Origin of the sequence: Pseudomonas sp. PAMC 26793 (assembly GCF_000313235.1) — a bacterium.
Taxonomy (GTDB): domain Bacteria; phylum Pseudomonadota; class Gammaproteobacteria; order Pseudomonadales; family Pseudomonadaceae; genus Aquipseudomonas; species Aquipseudomonas yamanorum.
On record NZ_AMXG01000035.1, the window covers coordinates 52993 to 74763 of the forward strand.

A 21771-nucleotide genomic window follows, 5' to 3' on the forward strand; every position below is an offset into this window, starting at 1 on the left:
GAATCGAAGATCAGCGAAGCCTAGGGGGATTCGAAGGGGCTGTCCATGCGGGTTTTCTGCATCACCCGCTGACTGGCGCGCACCAGCCAGGTGGCGAGGATAAACGGCGCGGTCAGCGCGGGCAGGTTCAGGCCGGTGAAGCCCGGCGTGAGGATGATCGCCAGCAGGATGCCGGTCAGCGGCAGCCAGGGGTGGCGGCGTTGCTGGCTGAGGGCCAATGCCGCCAGCGCCGGGTTATAGCTGTGCAGGCCGAGCAGGGCGCGGGCGGGCTCGTCCTTCAGCAGGGCGAGCAGCACGCCTAGGCTCGCACCGGTCAATGCCCACAACGCGGCGCGGCGGTTGGCGAGCAGCAGGCCGAGGGCGATCAACAGGCCGGCCAGAGGCTGGTCCAGCAGGATGACTTGGGCGAGGCCGTTAAACGGTGCGCAGAGCAGCGCCCAGGTGCCGGGTTCGCTGGCGGCGAAGGCGGCGGGCGCAGGGGTGCCCAGCAGCAGCCAGCCGAGCAGCACAAACGGTGCGGTGTAGGCGGGCAGGTCATGGGGGTTGGCGGCGCGTTTGAGCCATTGTCGGGTGAGGATCGCGCTGAGGCCGCCACAGGCGAGGATCAACGGCGGCAAGAGTGCCGACCAGGTGAAATGCTGGCTGATCAGCAAGCCGAGCAGCACGCCGTTATAGCTATAGAGGCCAGCCTGACGCTCGGCCTTGGGATAGGCGCGGCGTTGGGCAGTCAGCAAACCGGCGACACCACCCAGCAGTGCGCCGCCCAGCAGGGCCGGGGCGCCGATCAGGATCGCCAGCAGGCAGAGCAGGCCACACAGCGGGTGGCGCTGGAGGAAAATCTGGCTGAAGCCGTTGAGCAGGGCTTCGGCCCAGTCGGGGCAGGATTGGTTGGGCATGATCAATATCTGCAGGAAAGCGCCGAATCCTGTGGCGAGGGAGCTTGCTCCCGCTGGGGCGCGCAGCGGCCCCAAAAGATGGGCCTGCTGCGCAGTCCAGCGGGAGCAAGCTCCCTCGCCACAGGGGATTAGATCAATGTCTCGATCCGCAACGAATTGGTCGACCCCGGCTGCCCAAACGGCACCCCCGCGGTAATCACCAATGTATCCCCGCGCTGCGCCATACCTTGCGCCTGGGCAATTTCCAGCGCCGTGGAACACACCTCATCCACCTGCCGCAGCCGGTCATTCACCACCGAATGCACGCCCCACGCCACGCTCAAGCGCCGTGCCGTGGACAGGTTCGGCGTCAGGTTCAGAATCGGCACCGCCGGCCGTTCCCGCGCCGCCCGCAGGGTGGAGCTGCCCGACTCGCTGTAGTTCACCAGCACCGCCACCGGCAGGATGCTGCTGATACGGCGAATCGCGCAGCTGATGGCATCCGACACCGTGGCATCCGCCTTGGGCCGGCTGACGTCCAGTTGCGTCTGGTAATCCGGCCCGTTTTCCACCTGGCGAATGATCTTGCTCATCATCAGCACGGCCTCCAAGGGGTATTCACCGGAAGCGGTTTCCGCCGAGAGCATCACCGCATCCGCCCCTTCCGCCACCGCGTTGGCCACGTCCGTGACCTCGGCGCGGGTCGGCGCCGGTGAGAAGCGCATGGACTCGAGCATCTGCGTGGCCACCACCACCGGTTTACCCAACTGGCGGCAGACGCCAATGATGTCCTTCTGGATTTGCGGCACGCTCTCCGCCGGCACTTCCACCCCCAGGTCCCCTCTGGCGACCATGATCGCGTCGCTCAGCTCGGCGATTTCCTGCAGGCGCTGCACCGCCGAGGGCTTCTCGATCTTGGCCATCAGGAATGCCTTGTCGCCGATCAATTCGCGGGCTTCGCGGATATCTTCCGGGCGTTGCACAAACGACAGCGCCACCCAGTCCACACCCAGTTCCAGGCCGAAGCTCAGGTCGCGGCGATCCTTGGTGGTCAGCGGGCTGAGTTCCAGCAACGCCTGGGGCACGTTCACGCCTTTGCGGTCTGACAGTTCGCCGCCATTGAGCACGGTGGTGTCGATGGCATCGGCGTGCTTGGTGATCACCCGCAGGCGCAGTTTGCCGTCGTCCAGCAGCAGGTCCATGCCGGGCTTGAGGGCGGCGATGATTTCCGGGTGCGGCAGGTTGACCCGCCGCTGGTCGCCGGGCGTCGGGTCGAGGTCCAGGCGCAGGGCCTGGCCGCGAATCAGTTGCACCTTGCCTTCGGCAAAACGCCCGACCCGCAGCTTCGGGCCTTGCAGGTCCATGAGGATGCCGAGGGGATAGTTGAGCTGGCGTTCCACCTGGCGAATCCACTGGTAACGCTGGGCGTGGTCGGCATGATCGCCATGGCTGAAGTTCAACCGGAAGATATTCACCCCGGCTTCCACCAGCTCGCGGATGTCATCGATGCTGTCGGTGGCCGGGCCCAGCGTGGCGAGGATCTTGACCTTCTTGTCAGGCGTCATGTTCAGGGGACTCTCTTTCAGGGCTCTAGGATCAGAATGGCGCGAAAATCGTTGACGTTGGTGCGGGTGGGCTCGGTGATGATCAAGCCGTCGAGGGCCGCGAAGTAGCCATAGCCATTGTTGTTGTCCAGCTCGTCACTGGCGCTCAAGCCCAGGGCTTCGGCGCGGGCGTAGCTGGTGGGCGTCATGATCGCCCCGGCGTTGTCTTCCGAGCCGTCGATGCCATCGGTGTCACCCGCCAGGGCGTAGACGCCGGGCAGGCCCTTGAGGCTGTCGGTGAGGCTCAGCAGGAATTCGGCATTGCGCCCGCCACGGCCATTGCCGCGCACGGTCACGGTGGTTTCACCGCCAGAAAGGATCACGCAAGGCGCCGCCAGCGGTTGGCCGTGCTGGATGATCTGCCGGGCGATACCGGCGTGCACCTTGGCCACGTCTCGGGCTTCGCCTTCCAGGTCGCCAAGGATCAGCGGGCTGAAACCGGCCTGGCGGACTTTCACCGCCACGGCTTCCAGGGATTGCTGCGGGCGGGCGATCAGTTGGAAATGGCTGCGGGCGAGGACCGGGTCGCCGGGCTTGACGGTTTCCGACTCCGGGCTTTGCAGCCAGGTGTGTACGGACGCCGGGATTTCAATCTGGTAGCGCTTGAGAATCGCCAGCGCCTGTTGCGAAGTGCTCGGGTCGCCGACGGTGGGGCCGGAAGCGATGACCGTGGCCTGGTCACCCGGCACATCGGAAATCGCATAGGTGTAGACCGTGGCCGGCCAGCTGGCCTTGGCCAGGCGCCCGCCCTTGATCGCCGAGAGGTGCTTGCGCACGCAGTTCATCTCGTCAATGGCGGCGCCGGATTTGAGCAGGGCTTTGTTGATGGCTTGTTTGTCTGCCAGGGTGATGCCGGCGGCCGGAAGGGCGAGCAGTGCAGAGCCGCCGCCGGAGAGCAGGAAGATCACGCGGTCGTCTTCGCTGAGGTTGCTGATCAGCTCCAGCACACGCTTGGCGACGGCCTGGCCTGCGGCATCCGGGACCGGGTGCGCGGCTTCGACCACTTCGATTTTCTTGCAGGGTGCGCCGTGGCCGTAGCGGGTCACCACCAGGCCCGAGACTTCGCCTTGCCAGCAGTTTTCCACCACCAGCGCCATGGCGGCGGCGGCTTTGCCGGCACCGATCACGATGACACGGCCGCTGCGGTCGGCGGGAAGATAGGGCTCGAGGACTTGCCGGGGGTGGGCGGCGTCGATGGCTGTGGCAAACAGCTCGCGAAGCAGGTGTTGCGGATCGACCGACATAAGCGGGCTCCCGGGGATTCTTGTTATTAGGGGTGCAACAGATCGTTCCCACGCTCCGCGTGGGAATGAATCACTGGACGCTCTGCGTCCGCTGTTGTGACGCGGAGCGTCACGGGCTGCATTCCCACGCAGAGCGTGGGAACGATCAGCGCGTTATTTATCGCGAATCGAAAAATTCGCCATATGTTCCAGGCCCTTGATCAGCGCCGAGTGGTCCCAGTTGCCGCCACCGATGGCGGTGCAGGTGCTGAACACCTGCTGGGTGCCGGCGGTGTTCGGCAGGTTGATCCCCAGCTCCTTGGCACCGGCCAGGGCCAGGTTCAGATCCTTCTGGTGCAGGCTGATACGGAAACCCGGGTCGAAGGTGCCTTTGATCATCCGCTCGCCATGCACTTCGAGGATTTTCGAGGACGCAAAACCGCCCATCAGCGCTTCACGCACCTTGGCCGGATCGGCGCCGTTCTTCGAGGCGAACAGCAGCGCTTCGGCCACCGCCTGGATGTTCAGGGCAACGATGATCTGGTTGGCCACTTTGGCGGTCTGGCCATCGCCATTGCCGCCCACCAGGGTGATGTTCTTGCCCATGGCCTGGAACAGCGGCAGGGCGCGTTCGAAGGTGTGCGGGTCGCCGCCGATCATGATGCTCAGGGTGCCGGCCTTGGCACCGACTTCACCACCGGACACCGGAGCGTCAAGGTAACGTGCGCCAGTCTCGTTGATCTTCGCGGCGAAGGCTTTGGTGGCGGTGGGCGAGATCGAGCTCATGTCGATCACCACTTTGTTCGGCCCCAGGCCCGCAGCAACGCCGTCGGCGCGGAACAGCACGTCATCGACCTGTGGGGTGTCGGGCACCATGACGATGATGAACTCGGCTTCCTGAGCCACTTGCTGCGGGTTGGCCAGGGCCACCGCGCCAGCGTCGATCAACTCAGCCGGCGCCTTGCCGTGATGCTCGGAAAGGAACAGTTGGTGACCGGCCTTTTGCAGGTTGGCGGCCATGGGTTGGCCCATGATGCCGGTGCCGATAAATCCGATTTTAGCCATGATGAAAATCCTCTTATTGTTAGGTGTGCAGGCCTGGCGCGGCCTGCTAAACACAGGAGATCCACTGTGGGAGCGGGCTTGCTCGCGAATGGGGGCCGACATTCAGCATTGATGTCGACTGATCCACCGCTTTCGCGAGCAAGCCCGCTCCCACATTGTGTGCTGTGTTTGTTGAGTTAGATCGCGTTATGGGTTTTCAACCAACCCAAACCCGCTTCGGTGGTGGTCAACGGCTTGTACTCACAGCCGACCCAACCCTGATAACCAATGCGGTCCAAATGTTCGAACAGGAAGCGGTAGTTGATCTCACCCGTGCCTGGCTCGTTGCGCCCCGGGTTGTCCGCCAGCTGGATGTGGTTGATCTCACCCAGGTGCGCGGCCATGGTGCGGGCCAGGTCGCCTTCCATGATTTGCATGTGATAGATGTCGTATTGCAGGAACAGGTTGGCACTGCCCACCTGTTCGCGAATCGACAGGGCCTGGGCTGTGTTGTTCAGGTAGAAGCCCGGAATGTCGCGGGTGTTGATCATCTCCATCACCAGCCGGATGCCCACCGCTTGCAGCTTGTCGGCGGCGTACTTGAGGTTGGCGACGAAGGTTTTTTCCAAGGTGGCGTCATCCACACCGGCAGGACGAATCCCCGCCAGGCAGTTGATCTGGGTGTTGCCCAGCACCTGGGCGTAGGCGATGGCCAGGTTGACCCCGGCACGGAATTCCTCGACCCGGTCCGGGTGGCAGGCCAGGCCGCGTTCGCCCTTGGCCCAGTCACCGGCCGGCAGGTTGAATAGCACTTGTGTCAGGCCGTGGGCATCGAGTTGTGCCTTGATTTCAGCCGAGCTGAATTCATAGGGAAACAGGTATTCCACGCCACTGAACCCCGCGTCGGCGGCGGCTTTGAAACGGGCAAGAAAGTCCTGTTCGGTAAACAGCATGGACAGGTTGGCGGCAAAACGCGGCATGGGGTTCTCCTTAATCGAGCAGTGAAATGGCAGTTGGCGCGTCGTTGCCCACCAGTGCCAGATCTTCGAATTCGTTGACGGCGTTGATCTCGGTGCCCATGGAAATATTGGTCACCCGCTCCAGAATGATTTCAACGATCACCGGCACCTTGAACTCCTCGATCATCTCCTGAGCCTTGCGCAGTGCAGGCTGGATCTGACCCGGCTCGAACACGCGCAGGGCCTTGCAACCCAGGCCTTCGGCGACGGCCACGTGGTCGACGCCATAACCGTTGAGTTCCGGGGCGTTGAGGTTGTCGAAGGACAGCTGCACGCAGTAGTCCATTTCAAACCCGCGCTGGGCCTGGCGGATCAGCCCCAGGTAGGAGTTGTTTACCACCACGTGGATGTACGGCAGCTTGAACTGCGCGCCCACCGCCAGTTCTTCGATCATGAACTGGAAGTCATAGTCGCCCGACAGCGCGACTACCTTGCGGGTCGGGTCTGCCTTGACCACGCCCAGCGCTGCCGGAATGGTCCAGCCGAGCGGGCCGGCCTGGCCGCAGTTGATCCAGTGGCGGGGTTTGTAGACGTGCAGGAACTGCGCGCCGGCAATCTGCGACAGGCCGATGGTGCTGACGTAGCAGGTGTCTTTGCCGAACACCTGGTTCATCTCTTCGTATACCCGTTGTGGTTTCACCGGCACGTTGTCGAAGTGGGTCTTGCGGTGCAGGGTGGCCTTGCGCTGCTGGCAATCGTGGAGCCAGGCGCTGCGGTCCTTGAGCTTGCCGGCGGCTTTCCACTCGCGGGCCACTTCAATGAACATAGTCAATGCAGAGCCGGCGTCGGAAACGATGCCCAGGTCCGGGGTGAACACGCGGCCGATTTGCGTCGGCTCGATGTCCACGTGAATGAATTTGCGGCCTTCGGTGTACACCTCCACCGAACCGGTGTGACGGTTGGCCCAGCGGTTACCGATGCCCAGCACCAGGTCCGATTTCAACATCGTGGCGTTGCCATAACGGTGGGACGTTTGCAGGCCGACCATGCCCACCATCTGTGGGTGATCGTCCGGGATCGTGCCCCAGCCCATCAGGGTCGGGATCACCGGAATGCCGGTCAATTCGGCGAATTCCACCAGCAGTTCGCTGGCGTCGGCGTTGATCACGCCACCACCGCTCACCAGCAATGGACGTTCGGCCTGGTCCAGCAGGGCCAAGGCTTTTTCCACCTGGATGCGGGTCGCCAACGGCTTGGCCAGGGGCAGCGGCTGGTAGGCGTCGATGTCGAATTCGATCTCGGCCATTTGTACGTCGAATGGAAGGTCGATCAGCACCGGGCCAGGGCGGCCGGAGCGCATTTCATAGAAGGCTTTCTGGAACGCGTACGGCACCTGGCCCGGTTCCAGGACGGTGGTTGCCCACTTGGTCACCGGCTTGACGATGCTGGTGATGTCGACGGCCTGGAAGTCTTCCTTGTGCATGCGTGCGCGGGGCGCCTGGCCGGTGATGCACAGGATCGGGATCGAGTCCGCCGAAGCGCTGTACAGGCCGGTGACCATGTCGGTGCCCGCCGGGCCCGAGGTGCCGATGCACACGCCGATATTGCCGGCCTTGGTGCGGGTGTAGCCCTCGGCCATGTGCGAGGCGCCTTCAACGTGGCGAGCAAGGACGTGATCGATGCCACCGACCTTCTGCAAGGCCGAATACAGCGGGTTGATCGCGGCGCCCGGGATACCGAAGGCGGTGTCGACCCCTTCACGGCGCATCACCAGGACAGCGGCTTCGATTGCTCTCATTTTGCTCATGGTTTTGGTGCCTCTTGCGTTTTGTAATTGTATACAAGTGGTGTTGGTCCGAAGTGTATTCACGGCGAGCGTGGCAGGTCAATCCATTTTCTTGGGTGGCCTTTACGTTCGTCGGAAGGCTTCTGGACAGGAATATTTCGACGTGTGGTGCGCATGTTTCTAAATATTGTATACAAAAAGCAAATCTATTGTGTTCTATTTGTTTGATCCGGCTTCTGATCAAACAGAGCCCCACGGCTTTCCCATAACAAGATAAGGACGGCACCCATGAGCGCTTTAACCTTGAAAGTCGCAGTCAACCTGGCCAGTCATGCCATCGCAGCAGGCCGCACCCTTTCGTCAGCGCCACTGACCATTGCGGTACTCGACAGCGGCGGGCATTTGATTGCGTTGCAGCGCGAAGATGGCGCGAGCCTGCTGCGCCCGCAGATCGCGATCGGCAAGGCCTGGGGTGCGATAGCCCTGGGCAAAGGCTCGCGGCTGCTGGCGCTGGATGCGCAGCAGCGGCCGGCGTTTATTGCGGCGTTGAATAGTTTGGGGCAGGGCAGCGTGGTGCCGGCACCGGGCGGTGTGTTGATTCGGGATCAAGCGGGTGTGGTGCTGGGGGCGATCGGGATCAGCGGGGATACGTCGGATATTGATGAGCAGTGTGCGATCAGTGCGATCGAGGGGCAGGGGTTGTGGGCGGATGCGGGGGTGTCTGCTTGAATTGAGGTGACTGTCAGGGCCTCTTCGCGAGCAAGCCCGCTCCCACATTTTTGACCGCGTTCACAAATCAAAATGTGGGAGCGGGCTTGCTCGCGAAAGCGGCAACTCGGTCCCGGCTCTAAACCCAAACCGCATCCCACAACGGATAGTCGCCAATCCGTTCCACCAACCCGGCTCTTAGCGGGTTAGCCACCACATACCGAGCCATCTTCACCAAGTCATCGTCCTTGCGCAGCGCCCGATCATGAAAACTGGTTTGCCAAAGCCGCCCCTTGCGGCCCGTAGCGCCATTCACGGTTCGAGTGCTTTTGGACTTCACCTGGCACATCAGGTCTCCCAATGAGCCTTTTTTCAGCTCAATCAACCAGTGAAAGTGGTCGGGCATGACCACCCAGGCCAGGGAGTTCGCCAACCCTTGGTATTGAGCGAGCCTGAATTGCCAGACCACCAGCCGACCCAGATAAAAGTCGCTGAATATTGGCACGCGTTCGTGGGTGTTGGTGGTGATCAGGTAAATGCGGTTGGATTCGCTGAATCGCCCGATACGCAGGCGATATGAAGCAGCTGGATCAGGCATTCCTTTGCCTCTCTTCGGAAAGTGTCCTGAGAGGCTATATCGGGGAACCTGGAGGTGATGGTCTGGCTGGTGCTGGATGTGTCTGGGAGGGCGCTTTCGCGAGCAAGCCCGCTCCCACATTGGATCTGCGGCGTTTAAACAATTTATGTCTGGCACAAATCCAAATGTGGGAGCGGGCTTGCTCGCGAATCTTGAAGGCGCTGCGGTCTATCAGTCCGGCTCACACCCTTTAAGCACCAACCGAATAATCGTCTGCGCCGCCGCCTCATAATCCGCGTCATCCAACTTCGCCTTTCCGGTCACCGCCGAAATCTGCCAGTCAAAATCCGCATAGGTCTGCGTCGCCGCCCAAATGCTGAACATCAGGTGATGCGGATCAATCGGCGCAATCAGCCCCCGGTCCACCCAGCTCTGGATGCAGTCGATGTTGTGCTTGGCCTGGGCATTCAACTGCTCCACCTGCTCAGAACTCAAATGCGGGGCGCCGTGCATGATTTCGCTGGCGAATACTTTCGAGGCAAACGGCAAATCCCGGGAGATGCAGATTTTCGAGCGGATGTACCCGCTCAGCACTTCCTTGGGGTCGCCGTCGGGATTGAACGGGGTGGAGGCCGCCAGGATCGGTTCGATAATGCTTTCGAGCACCTCGCGGTAGAGGTTGTCCTTGGACTTGAAGTAGTAATAGACGTTGGGCTTGGGCAGCCCGGCCTTGGCGGCGATGTCGCTGGTTTTGGTCGCGGCGAAGCCCTTGTCGGCAAACTCCTCACTGGCAGCCCGCAGGATCAGTTCTTTGTTGCGCTCGCGAATGGTGCTCATAGACCAGGAGGTTCCTTGCCAAGACAGGCGGTCGGGCATGGTAGCACCGGCTTTGCGCAGGGCTCAAGAATCGTGCTGCAGCCCTTGCGTTACGGGGCGCTCAGCTGACTTTGTCTGTCTTGATGCTGAACACATTCACGGTCGTACAGGCATGAGTTGTATGCACTGCTAGAGTTCAGGGCAGCGAGCGGCCAATCAGGCGGCTCGCTCCATCCTGATTTCGGCGTTCGAGAGAGAAACCGTGGAGAGAAGCAGACGACGTACGTTCGCCTGGGCAGTTGGCACGTTGTTACTGGTAGCGTTGTTGATTGCCCTGGGTTTGCACTTCTTTGCAGGTGGGCATAAAGGCAAGTCACCCGCTCCCGGCGAACCGGTAGCCGTGGTGCCTGTCGTCTTGCAGGACGTGCCGGTTTACATCGATGCCCTCGGCACCGTCACTCCCACCCGCAGCGTGACCGTGGTCAGCCAGGTCGATGGCATCCTCAGCAGCGTGGAATTCAAGGAAGGCCAGCACGTCAGCAAGGGCCAGGTGATTGCGCGGATCGATGACCGTGCCCTCAAGGCCCAACTGGCCGTGGCCAAGGGCACCCTGGCCCATGACCAGGCCGTATTGAGCAATGCCCAGCGCGATCTGGCGCGCTACCGCGAACTGGTCAAGGCCGGCTCCACCAGCCAGCAAACCGTCGATACCCAGGCCTCCCTGGTCCAGCAACAACTGGGCACCGTGGCCGCCGACCAAGGCAATGTGCAGAACCTTGAAGTGCAGGTCGGTTACTGCACCATCACCTCGCCGGTCGACGGTGTGGTAGGCCTGCGCCTGGTAGACCCCGGCAACTACGTCACCACCACCAGCACCACCGGTATCGTGGTGATTACCCAGATGAACCCGGCCACCGTGGTGTTCGCGGTCCCCGAGGACGACTTGGGCGCTATCAACCAGGCCCTGGGCCGTGGCGCCGTGACGGTGCTGGCCTACGACCGCAACAAAAAAGCCCTGCTGGCCACCGGTAGCCTGTTGGCTCTGGATAACCAGGTGGACACCACCACCGGCACCATCAAGGTCAAGGCGCAGTTCGATGATTCGGGCAATGCGCTGTTCCCCAACCAATTCGTCAATGCGCGCCTGAAGGCCGACACCCTGGCCCAGGTCGCCGTGGTGCCCACCCGGGCGATCCAGCACGGCAGCAAAGGGGATTTCGTGTTCGTGGTGAATGGCGACAAGGCCAGCCTGCGCAATATCAAGACCGGCCCGTCCATGGGCGATGTATCGGCGGTGCTTGAGAACGGGGTCAAGCCGGGGGAGCAGGTGATCACCGAAGGCGCCGACAAACTGGATAATGGTTCGGTCGTGAAGGTCGTCGCCCAGTGAGGAGCTGCCGAGCATGAACATTTCGCGGCCCTTTATCGAACGACCCGTCGCCACCACCTTGATGATGGTGGCGGTGCTGTTGCTGGGCCTGTTGGGGTATCACTTGCTGTCGGTGTCGGCCTTGCCCGAAGTCGATTATCCGACCATCCAGGTCTTCACCCAGTACCCCGGCGCGAGCCCGGACGTGGTCAGCTCGTCGATTACCGCGCCGCTGGAACGCCAACTCGGTGAGATGCCGGGCCTCAAGTCCATGAACTCCACCAGTTCCGACGGCGCTTCGGTGGTGACCCTGCAATTCGACCTGTCGCTGTCCCTGGACGTCGCCGAACAGGAAGTGCAGGCCGCGATCAACGCCGCGGGCACTTTCCTGCCGGCCAACCTGCCGTACCCGCCGGTGTACAGCAAGGTCAACCCGGCGGATGCGCCGGTGCTGACCCTGTCCCTGACCTCGGATGTGTTGCCATTGACCAAGGTCGAAGACCTGGCGGATACACGGCTGGCGCAGAAGATCTCGCAGATCACCGGTGTCGGCCTGGTGACCATCAGCGGCGGCCAGCGCCCGGCGGTGCGTGTGGAGGCGAATACCTCGGCGCTCAACAGCCTGGGCCTGTCCATCGACGACCTGCGCACTTCCCTCGGCACGGCCAACGTCAACCAGGCCAAGGGCAATATCGACGGCAAGTTCCAGGCGTATTCCATCGGTGCCAACGACCAGCTGCAATCGGCCGAGGAATACCGCGACCTGGTGATCGCCTATAAAAACGGCGCGCCGATTCGCCTGTCGCAGATCGCCACTTCCACCCAGGGCCCGGAGAACCCGCGCCAGGCTGCGTGGACCAACAGCACGCCGTCGATTGTGCTGAATATCCAGCGCCAACCCGGCGCCAACGTGATTCAAGTGGTCGACCGCGTGCAGCAATTGCTGCCCAAACTGCGCGCCAGTTTGCCGGGCACTTTGAAGGTCGATGTACTGACCGACCGCACGCAAACCATCCGCGCCTCGGTCACCGATGTGCAGTACGAACTGGCCATGGCCATCGGGCTGGTGGTGATCGTGATTTTTGCGTTCCTGCGCAATGTGCCGGCCACGATCATTCCCGCCGTCACCATTCCGCTGACGCTGGTGGGCACCCTGGCCGTGGCCTATGCGTTGGGTTTCTCCCTTAACAACCTGACGTTGATGGCGTTGACCATCGCCATCGGCTTTGTGGTGGATGACGCCATCGTGATGATCGAAAACATCACGCGCTACATCGAGGCGGGCGACTCGCCGCTGGAGGCGGCGCTCAAGGGCTCGGAGCAGATTGGTTTCACGATTATTTCGCTGTCGATTGCCCTGATTGCGGTGATGATCCCGCTGCTGTTCATGGGCGATGTGGTCGGCCGGTTGTTCCGCGAATTCGCCATGACGGTGGCCGTGACCATCGTTATCTCGGCCTTCATCTCGCTGACCCTGACGCCGATGATGTGCGCGCGGATGCTCAAGAATAAGCACGAAGAACGCCGCGCGGATTTCTTCGACCGCATCAACACCCACTACGTGCGTGGCCTCGACTGGGTGCTGGCCCACCGCACCCTGACGCTGATCTCGGTGGTGCTCACCGCCGCACTGACCCTGCTGACCCTGGTGATCATGCCCAAGGGCTTTTTCCCGGACCAGGACACCGGCCTGATCCAGGGCATCTCCCAGGCGGCGCCGACGGTTTCGTTCCAGCAGATGCAGACCGAACAGCAGCGCCTGGCCGCCCGAATCCTCAAGGACCCGGCGGTGCAAAGCCTGTCGTCCTTTGTCGGGATCGACCAGACCAACCCGACCATCAACCAAGGCAACCTGCTGATCAACCTCAAGCCGCGGGGCGAGCGTGACAGCGCCACCGAGGTGATCCGCCGGCTCTCCGATGCCAATGCCGATGACGCCGGCATCCGCCTGTACCTGCACTCGGTGCAGGACCTGACCCTCGACGCCACGGTGTCCACCACCAGCTACCGCCTGGGCCTGCAAGCCACCGACCCGGACGAGTTGGAACAGTGGACCACCAAGTTGCTGGCGGCGATCAAGCAAGACCCGATGTTCACCGATGTGCAAAGCCAGGCGATGCAGTTCGGCAACCAGATCCAGCTGACATTCGACCGCGCCACGGCCTCGCGGCTGGGCATCACGCCCCAGGCAATCGATGACGTGCTGTACGACGCCTTCGGCCAGCGCCAGGTCTCGACCATCTACACCCAGCTCAACCAGTACCACGTGGTGATCGCCACCGACCATCCGCCGCGCAACCTGCCGGACCTGCTCACGGGCTTGTACGTGGATATCCCGGGCGGCGGGGTTGCGCCGTTGTCGAGCATGGCGACCCTGCAGGTGGTGCGTACGCCCGTGACCATCAACCGGCTGGGCCAGTTTCCGTATGCCGACGTGTCGTTCAACCTCGCGCCCGGCCAGACCCTTGGCGCGGCGGTCACGCGGCTCAAGGACATCGAGGCCAAGGTCGGCCTGCCGCTGTCGGTGCAGGCCAACCTCGAAGGTGCAGCGGCGACGTTCGAGCAGTCGCTGTCGAATCAGGTGTTCCTGGTGGTGGCGGCGATTGTGGTGGTGTACCTGATGCTGGGGATTCTGTACGAGAGCTTCGTGCACCCGGTGACGATCCTTTCGACGCTGCTGTCGGCGGCGCTCGGGGCCTTGCTGGCGCTGCTGGTGACCGGCACGCAGTTCGACATTATCGGTTTGATCGGGATTGTGCTGCTGATCGGCATCGTGATGAAAAACGGCATCATGATGGTCGACTTCGCCCTGGAACTCTTACGTGAGGGGGGCCTGAGCCCTGTGGCGGCGATCCGTCAGGCGGCGGAGTTGCGGTTCCGGCCGATCCTGATGACCAGCATGGCCTCGCTGTTCGGCGCGGTGCCGCTGGCGCTGGGCACCGGGATTGGCTCGGAGCTGCGGCATCCGCTGGGCATCGCGATTATCGGCGGGTTGTTGCTCAGTCAGTTGCTGACGCTGTTTTCCACACCCGTAATCTTTCTGGCCATGCACAGCCTGGGGCAGCGCTTCAGCCGCCGTCCGGCTGAAGCGGTCTGATGGCGATGAACCTCAGCGCGCCGTTTGTTCGCCGCCCGATTGCAACCACCTTGATGGCGGCCGGCCTCGCGCTGTTTGGCGCGCTGGCCTTTATGCTGTTGCCGGTGGCGCCGCTGCCGGAGGTGGATTTCCCCACCATCAGCGTCAGCGCCTCGTTGCCCGGTGCCGATCCCACCACGGTTGCCAGTTCGGTGGCCACGCCCCTGGAGCGGCAGTTCGGGCAGATCGCCGGGGTCACGCAGATGACCTCGTCCAGCAGCCTCGGCTCGGCGCGGATCATCTTGCAGTTCGACCTGAACCGCGACATCGACGGCGCCGCCCGGGATGTGCAGGCCGCGATCAACGCCGCCCGCAGCAACCTGCCCAGTGACCTGTCGGGCAACCCGACGTACCGCAAGGTCAACCCGGCGGACTCGCCGATCCTGATCATCAGCCTGACCTCCGACAGCGCCACGCCGGGGCAGATGTATGACGTGGCCTCGACCCTGTTGGAGCAGAAGTTGTTGCAGACCACCGGCGTCGGTGACGTGACGGTGGGCGGCGGCGCGCTGCCGGCGGTGCGGGTGGAATTGAACCCCGACCGGCTCAACCAGTACGGCGTCAGCCTGGAGCAGGTGCGCCAGGTGATCAACGCCTCCAACGTCAACCTGCCCAAGGGCAACGTGGCCATCGGCGACCGTAACTACGGGATTGCGGCGAACGACCAGTTACTCGATGAAAAGGACTATGGGCCACTGGTGGTCAAGGCCCACAACGGCGACCTGATCCATATCTCCGACCTGGGCTACGTGCGCGAAGATGTGCAGGACCTGCGCAACTTCGGCCTGTCCAACGGCAAGCCGGCGGTGTTGCTGGTGGTGTTCAAGCAGCCGGGGGCCAACGTGATCGAGACGGTGGACGCGGTGAAAGCCTCGCTGCCGTTTTTGCAGAGCTCGATTCCCGCGACAATCAAGCTCAGCCTGCTGATGGACCGCACCACCACCATTCGTGCCTCGTTGCACGACGTGGAAGTGACCTTGCTGGTGTCGATCCTGCTGGTGACCCTGGTGACGTTCGGTTTCTTCCGCGACTGGCGCAGCACCCTGGTGCCGGCGATCGTGGTACCGCTGTCGTTGCTTGGCACCTTCGGCGCGATGTACTTCCTCGGCTACAGCCTGAACAACCTGTCCCTCATGGCGCTGACCATTTCCACCGGCTTCGTGGTGGACGATGCCATCGTGGTGGTGGAAAACATCATGCGCCACCTGGAGCGCGGCAAGACCCGGGTGGAGGCCGCGCTGGAAGGGGCCCGTGAAGTCGGCTTTACGGTACTGACCATCAGCGTGTCCCTGGTGGCGGTGTTTATTCCGCTGCTGCTGATGGGCGGGATTGTCGGGCGGCTGTTCCGTGAGTTTTCGGTGTCGTTGTCGGTGGCCATCGTGATCTCGATGCTGATCTCCCTGACCGTTACGCCGATGCTCGCCAGTGTGCTGCTGCGGGCGCCGAATGAGATTCACCAAGGCAACGAACACCCGGATTCGCGCTTTCACCGCTTCTACGATCGCACCCTCGGCTGGGTGATCGACCATACGGTGCTGATGGGCTTTGTCACGGTGCTGGTGATCGTCCTCGCTGGCGTGCTGTACGTGCTGGTGCCCAAGGGCTTCTTTCCCCAGGAAGACACCGGACGCTTGCAAGGCAGCATCCTGGCGAACCAGAGCATTTCCTACGGGGCAATGCAGAAGGACTTCACCGAGATCAACCGCAAGGTGATGAAGAACCCGAACATCGAAACCGTGGCTGGCTTTGTCGGGGGTGGCGGAGGCGGCGGCGGGGCGGTCAACAGCGCGCAGATGTTTGTCTTGCTCAAGCCCCTGGGCGACCGCAAGGACAACGCCACCGAGGTGATCGGGCAGATCCGGCGCAGCCTTGGCGACCTGCCGGGCACCAAGCTGTATTTGCAATCGGCCCAGGACATCACCGTAGGTGGTCGGCAAAGTGGCGCGCAATACCAGTACACCCTGACCGCCGATGACCAGGAATCCCTGGACGAATGGGTGCCCAAGGTGGTGGAGGTGCTGCACAAGTTGCCGCAACTGACCGACCTCAATACCGACCAGCAGGACAACAGCCTGCTGGCCAATGTGCAGATCAATCGCGACACGGCGGCGCGCCTCGGGGTGAGTATCTCGGCGGTCGACCAGGCGCTGTACGACGCCTTTGGCCAGCGTCAGGTCGCCACCCTGTATCGCGCGGCCAACCAATACCACGTGGTGATGGAAATCGCCCCGGAATACTGGACCGACCCTTCAGCGCTCAAGGGTATTTACGTGCCGACGGGCACCCAGGCCACGACCACCAAAGGCACCACGGCAGCGCCCAACCTGACCACCGAGCAGACCCTGGTGCCGCTTTCGGCCCTGGCGGACAACACGGTGGCGCGCACGGCGATTTCCATCAGTCACCAGGGCACGTTCCCGGCGGTGACGGTCTCGTTCAACCTGGCCCCCGGCACGTCCATCGGCCAGGCCACGGCAATGGTGGACGACGCGGTGAAGCAGCTGCGCATGCCCGCCAGTGTGGTGGGCCAGTTTGCCGGTACGGCCCAGGTGTTCCAGTCGTCGGTGGCCAGCGAACCGTTGCTGATCGTCGCCGCGTTGCTCTCGGTGTATATCGTGCTGGGCATCCTCTACGAAAACCTGATGCACCCGCTGACCATCCTCTCGACCTTGCCCTCGGCCGGTGTCGGTGCGTTGATCGCCTTGTTGCTGACCGGCACCGAGCTGTCGATCATTGCGCTGGTGGGGGTGATTCTGTTGATTGGCATCGTGAAGAAGAACGCGATCATGATGATCGACTTCGCGATCACCGAGCGGCGGGAGTTCGGCCTCACGGCCAAGGAAGCGATTCGCCGGGCGTGCCTGATCCGTTTCCGGCCGATCATGATGACCACCCTGGCGGCGATTCTTGGCGCGCTGCCGCTGGTGCTGGGCACCGGCTACGGTTCGGAGTTGCGCCGGCCGTTGGGGATTTCGATTATTGGTGGCCTGCTGTTCAGCCAGGTGCTGACGCTGTACACCACCCCGGTGATCTACCTGTGGCTCGACCGGGCGTCACAGCGCCTGGGGCGGCGTAAGGAAGCAAGGTTATGAACGTGAAATACAGCGTGCTTTGCATCAGCCTGCTGCTCGGCGGCTGCATGGTCGGGCCCGATTACCAGAAGCCCGCCATGGAGCTGCCGCAGTCATTCAAGGAAGGCGCGCAGTGGCAGCGTGCGGCGTCGAATCCCCAGGGGGCGATGGACAGTCAGTGGTGGCTGGCTTATCAGGACCCGGTGTTGAACGACCTGGTGGCGCGCTCGGCCAAGGCCAACCAGTCGATCATCGCGGCGGAGGCCGCTTATCGTTTGGCCCAGGCGCAGGTGGCGTCCAGCCGTGCCGGGTTGTGGCCGACCGTCGGCGTAGGGTTATCGGGTTCGCGGGGGTCGACAGGCAGCGGCAGCGGTACGTCGACTACCGGCACCACGACGGGCGGGGTCTCGAACAGTGTCAGCGCAACCCTCACCGCCAGTTGGGAGCCGGACCTGTGGGGCCTGGTGCGGCGCGGGATCGAGTCCAGCCAGGCCACTGCCCAGCAATCGGATGCGTTGCTGGCCGGGGTACGTTTGTCCATCAGTTCCAGCGTCGCCAGCAACTACCTGGCCTTGCGGCAGATGGATATCGACGTGCGCCTGTTGCAACAACAGCAGAAGATCAATCAGCAACTGCTGGACATGATCCAGGTGCAGTTCACCCAGGGCGTCGCCACCAACGACCAGTTGCTGGTGGCCCAGGACCAGTTGACCACCTCGATCGCCGATCTACAGACCTCGCTGCGTGACCGCGAGCAGTACGAACATGCGCTGGCCGTGCTGGTGGGCGTGGCGCCGAGCGAGTTTGCCGTGGCTGTGCGGGATGACTACCGCTTCGTCCTGCCGCGCCCCCCTTTGACCTTGCCATCGACCCTGCTGCAACGGCGTCCCGATGTGGTCGCGGCGGAGCGCTCGGCCGCGGCGGCCAACGCGAAAATTGGCGTGGCTGAAGCCGCATTCTTCCCGACCCTGGACCTCACCGCTGAAGCCGGCTATCGGGGCAGTGCCCTTGGCGGGCTATTCTCGCTGCCCAATCGCATCTGGACCCTGGGCCCGGCCCTGGCGGAAACCCTGTTTGACGGCGGCGCCCGTGAAGCAGCGGTCAAGCAGGCCGAGGCCAGCTACGACCAGATCGCCGCCAACTACCGGGGCACCGTGCTCAGTGCCTTGCAGAACGTCGAAGATAACCTCTCGGCAATCAACCACCTGCAAACCCAGGCCGACGCCTTCCAGCAGGTCTACCAGCGCAACCAGCAACTGTTCGGCAGCCAGGAAGCGCAGCTGCGCGCCGGCACGGTCAGCCAGGAGAATGTGCTGACCCAGCAACTGGTGCTGCTGCAAGCCGAGCAGAATCTTCGCGATACCCAAGGCCAACTCAGCCAGGGCAGTGTGGCGTTGATCCAGAGTCTTGGCGGTGGCTGGCACGTCGACGGTCGCTGACAGGCTCGCCTGCCCGGTGGGCACCGCGTTATTCTCGGTGCACTTTGAATCTGGGGACGCGGGTATTGATCGAGCGACGGCAATTCAGCGGGGGCATGAAAGGCAAGAACCTGCGCTACTTGAATGAAAAAAACGGCGAGCCCCGGCAAACGGTGCGTGCGGGATTTGTGTTGCTCGAACATTTCTCGCTGCCGGCGTTTACCCAGGCGCTGGATACGCTGATCACCGCGAACCTGCTGCGGCCCGCGTCGTTTTCTACCTCGACCTTCGGCTTGCAGGAAGGCGAGGTGACCAGCGACCTGGGGCTGGTGATCCGGCCCGATGCGCGGCTTGAGTCTTCGGCGCTTAAAGCGTTGGACCTGTTGGTGATTTGCGGTGGCTATCGCACCGAACTGAAGGCCTGCGACGAATTCATCCATCTGCTGAAAAGCGCTGCGGAGCAGGGAGTGAACCTCGCCGGTTTGTGGAATGGTGCTTGGTTCCTCGGGCGTGCGGGTTTGCTGGGGGGCTACCGCTGCGCCGTGCACCCGGAACATCGCCCGGCCCTGGCCGAGTTCTGCAAGGCGACCCAGGTCAGCAGCGAGCCGTATGTGATTGACCGCGACCGGTTGACGGCATCGAGTCCGTCCGGGGCGTTTCATATGGCGCTGGACTGGATCAAGGGGCTGTACGGCAAAGCGTTGGTGGAGGGGATCGAGGACATCCTGGCGTTTGAGGAGTCGCGCTACCGGCGGGTGAAACCGACTGAGAACGTCTGCTTGAGCGCGCCGTTGCGCGAGGTGGTCAACCTGATGGACGCCAACCTCGAAGAGCCTCTGGAACTTGAGCAACTGGCCGTCTATGCGGGGCGTTCCCGGCGCCAGTTGGAGCGCTTGTTCAAGGAGCAACTGGGCACCACGCCTCAGCGTTATTACCTGGAATTGCGCATCACCGAGGCCCGCCGGCTGCTGCAGCATACCGAGCTGTCCCAGGTGGATGTGCTGGTGGCTTGCGGGTTTGTCTCGCCGAGCCATTTCAGCAAGTGCTACAGCGCCTACTTTGGCTACAGGCCGTCCAAGGAAAAGCGGTTGGTCAAATAACCGCGACATTGGCATTCGCAAGAAATATAGATACGATGCTAATCATTAGCTTGCTATCTATGTGCGGGTTCCATGAAATCCTCCACCTTTCAGCTCCCTGATTTCTGGCAAGCGACGCTGGCCCCGTCCCGCAACGACCTGCTGTTTGCCTTGCGCAACATGATCGCCGGCGGGGTCGCGTTGTACCTGGCCTTCTGTTTTGACTTGCAGCAGCCTCAATGGGCTTTGACCACGGTGTTTATCGTTGGCCAGTCCACCAGCGGCATGGTCTTGGCCAAAGGCGCGTATCGGCTGGTAGGCACGTTTGTCGGGGCCATGGTCTCTATCGCGATGATCGGCGTGTTTGGCCAGGCACCGCTGTTGTTCCTGCTGTGCATGGCGCTGTGGCTGGCGTTCTGTACCACTGGGGCTTCGCTGCTGCGCAATCACGCGTCCTATGGTTTTGTACTGGCGGGTTACACCACGGCGATTATTGCGTTGCCGGCTACCGCAGCCCCTCTGGGGGGGTTCGATGAGGCGGTGGCACGCTGTCAGGAGATTAGCCTGGGGATCCTTTGCGCCTCCATCGCCAGCACGATTTTATGGCCCCGCCGGGTCGAGCAGGTGTTGGCGGTTCAAGCGCGGGCCGCGTGGCAGGCCGGAGTGCGCGCCGCGGCTTCGGAGTTGTTGGGCAATGATCAGCGTAAAGGGTTGCTCGAAGCGTTGAGCCGCCTGGTGGCGGTGGACAGCCAGCGCGACCACGCCTGGTTTGAAGGGCCCAAGGGCCGACGCCGCTCCCAGGCCTTGCGCGTGCTCAGCCGTGACCTGCTCAGCCTGCTGCGGGCGGCGCGGGGTGTGGCGCGCCAGCGGATGATGCTCGATGAGACGGCAGCGGTGGTGCCACTGATTGAAGAGGTGGCGGGTGCGTTGCAGCAGGAGCGTCTCGATGACCTGCCCGAGCTGGCGCAACGGCTTGGCCTGGTGTTGCAGGATTCGCATCTTGGCCAGGAGGCGCACTTTTGCCTGATGCAACTGGCTCGAGTACTGCGTTTGATTGAGCTGGGGGGATTGACGCTGGTCGCGGTCGAAGAAGGCAGGGTGCCGCCCGGCGCGCCGGGGGCGATGTCCTGGCACAGGGATATTGAGCAGGGCGTGCTCGGCGGGTTGCGCAGTGCCTTGGCGTTCCTGGCGGTGGCGGCGTTCTGGATCTTTACGGCATGGCCTTCGGGGTTGGGCGCGGTGTCGATTTGTGGTGTGGTGCTGAGCCTGTTTGCGGCACGGGAAAACCCGTCGGCCTCCAGTCTGAATTTCCTCAAGGGCATTGCGCTTTCGATCCCGATGGCGGGGTTTGTGTGCTTCGTGCTGTTGCCCGGCTTCGATGGCTTTCCCTTGTTATGCCTGGCGTTGGGCGTGCCGCTGTTTTTCGCTTCGCTGTGCATGAGCCGCCTCAAACTGGCGGCGACGGCTTCAGCGTTCTGCATCTTTTTCGTCAACAACGTCGGGCCCAGCAATGTGATGACCTACGACTTCGCCGCCTTCCTCAACAAGGCCATTGCGACGTTGGTGGGGGTCGGGATTGCCGTACTGGTGTTTCGGCTGATCCAGCTCAATCCAGGTGAGCATCACTATCGGCGGATGTTCAAGGCGTCGTTGTTCGACCTGGCGCAATTGACTTCCCGTCCCTTGGAGCAGGCTGAAAGCTGGTTTGGCGGGCGCATGGCGGACCGGCTGATTCGCTTGTCGCGCTACAGCGAGACCTTGCCTGCTGATCGCCGTGCCCATTGGGACAATGGATTGCTCGGGCTGGACCTGGGGGATGAGTTGCTGGAATTGCGTGCCTGCCTGGCGGGCAGCCGGGGCGCGTTGGCGATTGAACGCGATCGCTATTTGCGGGCGTTGGAGACGGCGCTGGAGGAGGGTGGACCGAGCGTGGCGAATGAGTCACTGATGGACGCGGCCAGCGTTGAGATGCTTGAAGCCCTTGAGCAGCCTTCGGTGCTGGCTGCGCAGGACCGGGATATGGCCAGGGCGGCCGTGCTGCAATTGCGGTTTACGTGGCGGAAGTGGTGTCGGCGGGGGATGTAGGCGCTGGCAAGCCAGCGCCTA

General features: G+C 62.8%; 15 protein-coding genes. 7 read left to right on the forward strand and 8 right to left on the reverse strand.

Annotated features, from left to right (window positions below):
* Positions 1 to 20 precede the first annotated feature (20 nt).
* The 6 genes from D109_RS0114320 to gcl all read right to left on the reverse strand — a co-directional run bounded on the left by D109_RS0114320 (position 21) and on the right by gcl (position 7512).
* Entirely contained in the window at positions 21 to 896 is an 876-nt protein-coding gene (locus tag D109_RS0114320) for an urea transporter (RefSeq protein ID WP_017477507.1), read from the reverse strand.
* A gap of 128 nt (positions 897 to 1024) precedes the next feature.
* Positions 1025 to 2440, reverse strand: a complete 1416-nt coding sequence (gene pyk / locus D109_RS0114325; protein ID WP_017477508.1) for a pyruvate kinase — start codon at positions 2438 to 2440, stop codon at positions 1025 to 1027.
* A gap of 17 nt (positions 2441 to 2457) precedes the next feature.
* Positions 2458 to 3723: a glycerate kinase gene (locus D109_RS0114330; RefSeq protein WP_017477509.1), complete on the reverse strand. Its 1266-nt coding sequence runs from the start codon at positions 3721 to 3723 to the stop codon at positions 2458 to 2460.
* Between the two features lie 153 nt (positions 3724 to 3876).
* Positions 3877 to 4767 (reverse strand): 2-hydroxy-3-oxopropionate reductase, encoded by an 891-nt coding sequence (locus tag D109_RS0114335; protein ID WP_017477510.1) that lies wholly within the window; start codon positions 4765 to 4767, stop codon positions 3877 to 3879.
* 176 nt (positions 4768 to 4943) lie between these two features.
* Entirely contained in the window at positions 4944 to 5726 is a 783-nt protein-coding gene (gene hyi / locus D109_RS0114340) for a hydroxypyruvate isomerase (protein ID WP_017477511.1), read from the reverse strand.
* Between the two features lie 10 nt (positions 5727 to 5736).
* Positions 5737 to 7512, reverse strand: a complete 1776-nt coding sequence (gcl, locus tag D109_RS0114345) for a glyoxylate carboligase (protein ID WP_017477512.1) — start codon at positions 7510 to 7512, stop codon at positions 5737 to 5739.
* Between the two features lie 267 nt (positions 7513 to 7779).
* On the opposite strand from gcl, the gene D109_RS0114350 reads away from it, so the two are divergent.
* A complete protein-coding gene (locus D109_RS0114350) occupies positions 7780 to 8220 on the forward strand; it encodes a heme-binding protein (RefSeq protein WP_017477513.1) in 441 nt (146 codons plus the stop codon).
* A gap of 118 nt (positions 8221 to 8338) precedes the next feature.
* On the opposite strand, the gene D109_RS0114355 is transcribed toward D109_RS0114350, so the two are convergent.
* Positions 8339 to 8797: a transposase gene (locus D109_RS0114355; RefSeq protein ID WP_017477514.1), complete on the reverse strand. Its 459-nt coding sequence runs from the start codon at positions 8795 to 8797 to the stop codon at positions 8339 to 8341.
* Positions 8798 to 9007: 210 nt separating this feature from the next.
* Positions 9008 to 9613 carry a TetR/AcrR family transcriptional regulator gene (locus tag D109_RS0114360; RefSeq protein WP_017477515.1) on the reverse strand — a complete coding sequence of 202 codons (606 nt, stop codon included), beginning with the start codon at positions 9611 to 9613 and terminating at the stop codon, positions 9008 to 9010.
* 241 nt (positions 9614 to 9854) lie between these two features.
* On the opposite strand from D109_RS0114360, the gene D109_RS0114365 reads away from it, so the two are divergent.
* The 6 genes from D109_RS0114365 (at position 9855) to D109_RS0114390 (ending at position 21750) form a co-directional block, all read left to right on the forward strand.
* On the forward strand, positions 9855 to 10982 hold the full coding sequence (locus D109_RS0114365; protein WP_026077967.1) for an efflux RND transporter periplasmic adaptor subunit: 1128 nt from the start codon (positions 9855 to 9857) through the stop codon (positions 10980 to 10982).
* 13 nt (positions 10983 to 10995) lie between these two features.
* Complete coding sequence (locus D109_RS0114370) at positions 10996 to 14058, forward strand: efflux RND transporter permease subunit (protein WP_017477517.1); 3063 nt, start codon at positions 10996 to 10998, stop codon at positions 14056 to 14058.
* Between the two features lie 5 nt (positions 14059 to 14063).
* Positions 14064 to 17189 (forward strand): efflux RND transporter permease subunit, encoded by a 3126-nt coding sequence (locus D109_RS0114375; protein WP_026077968.1) that lies wholly within the window; start codon positions 14064 to 14066, stop codon positions 17187 to 17189.
* Positions 17186 to 18607, forward strand: a complete 1422-nt coding sequence (locus D109_RS0114380) for an efflux transporter outer membrane subunit (protein ID WP_017477519.1) — start codon at positions 17186 to 17188, stop codon at positions 18605 to 18607. Before D109_RS0114375 ends, D109_RS0114380 begins: the two co-directional genes overlap by 4 nt.
* Positions 18608 to 18702: 95 nt before the next feature.
* On the forward strand, positions 18703 to 19686 hold the full coding sequence (locus tag D109_RS0114385; protein WP_017477520.1) for a GlxA family transcriptional regulator: 984 nt from the start codon (positions 18703 to 18705) through the stop codon (positions 19684 to 19686).
* A gap of 72 nt (positions 19687 to 19758) precedes the next feature.
* Positions 19759 to 21750 carry an FUSC family protein gene (locus D109_RS0114390; RefSeq protein ID WP_017477521.1) on the forward strand — a complete coding sequence of 664 codons (1992 nt, stop codon included), beginning with the start codon at positions 19759 to 19761 and terminating at the stop codon, positions 21748 to 21750.
* Positions 21751 to 21771 lie beyond the last annotated feature (21 nt).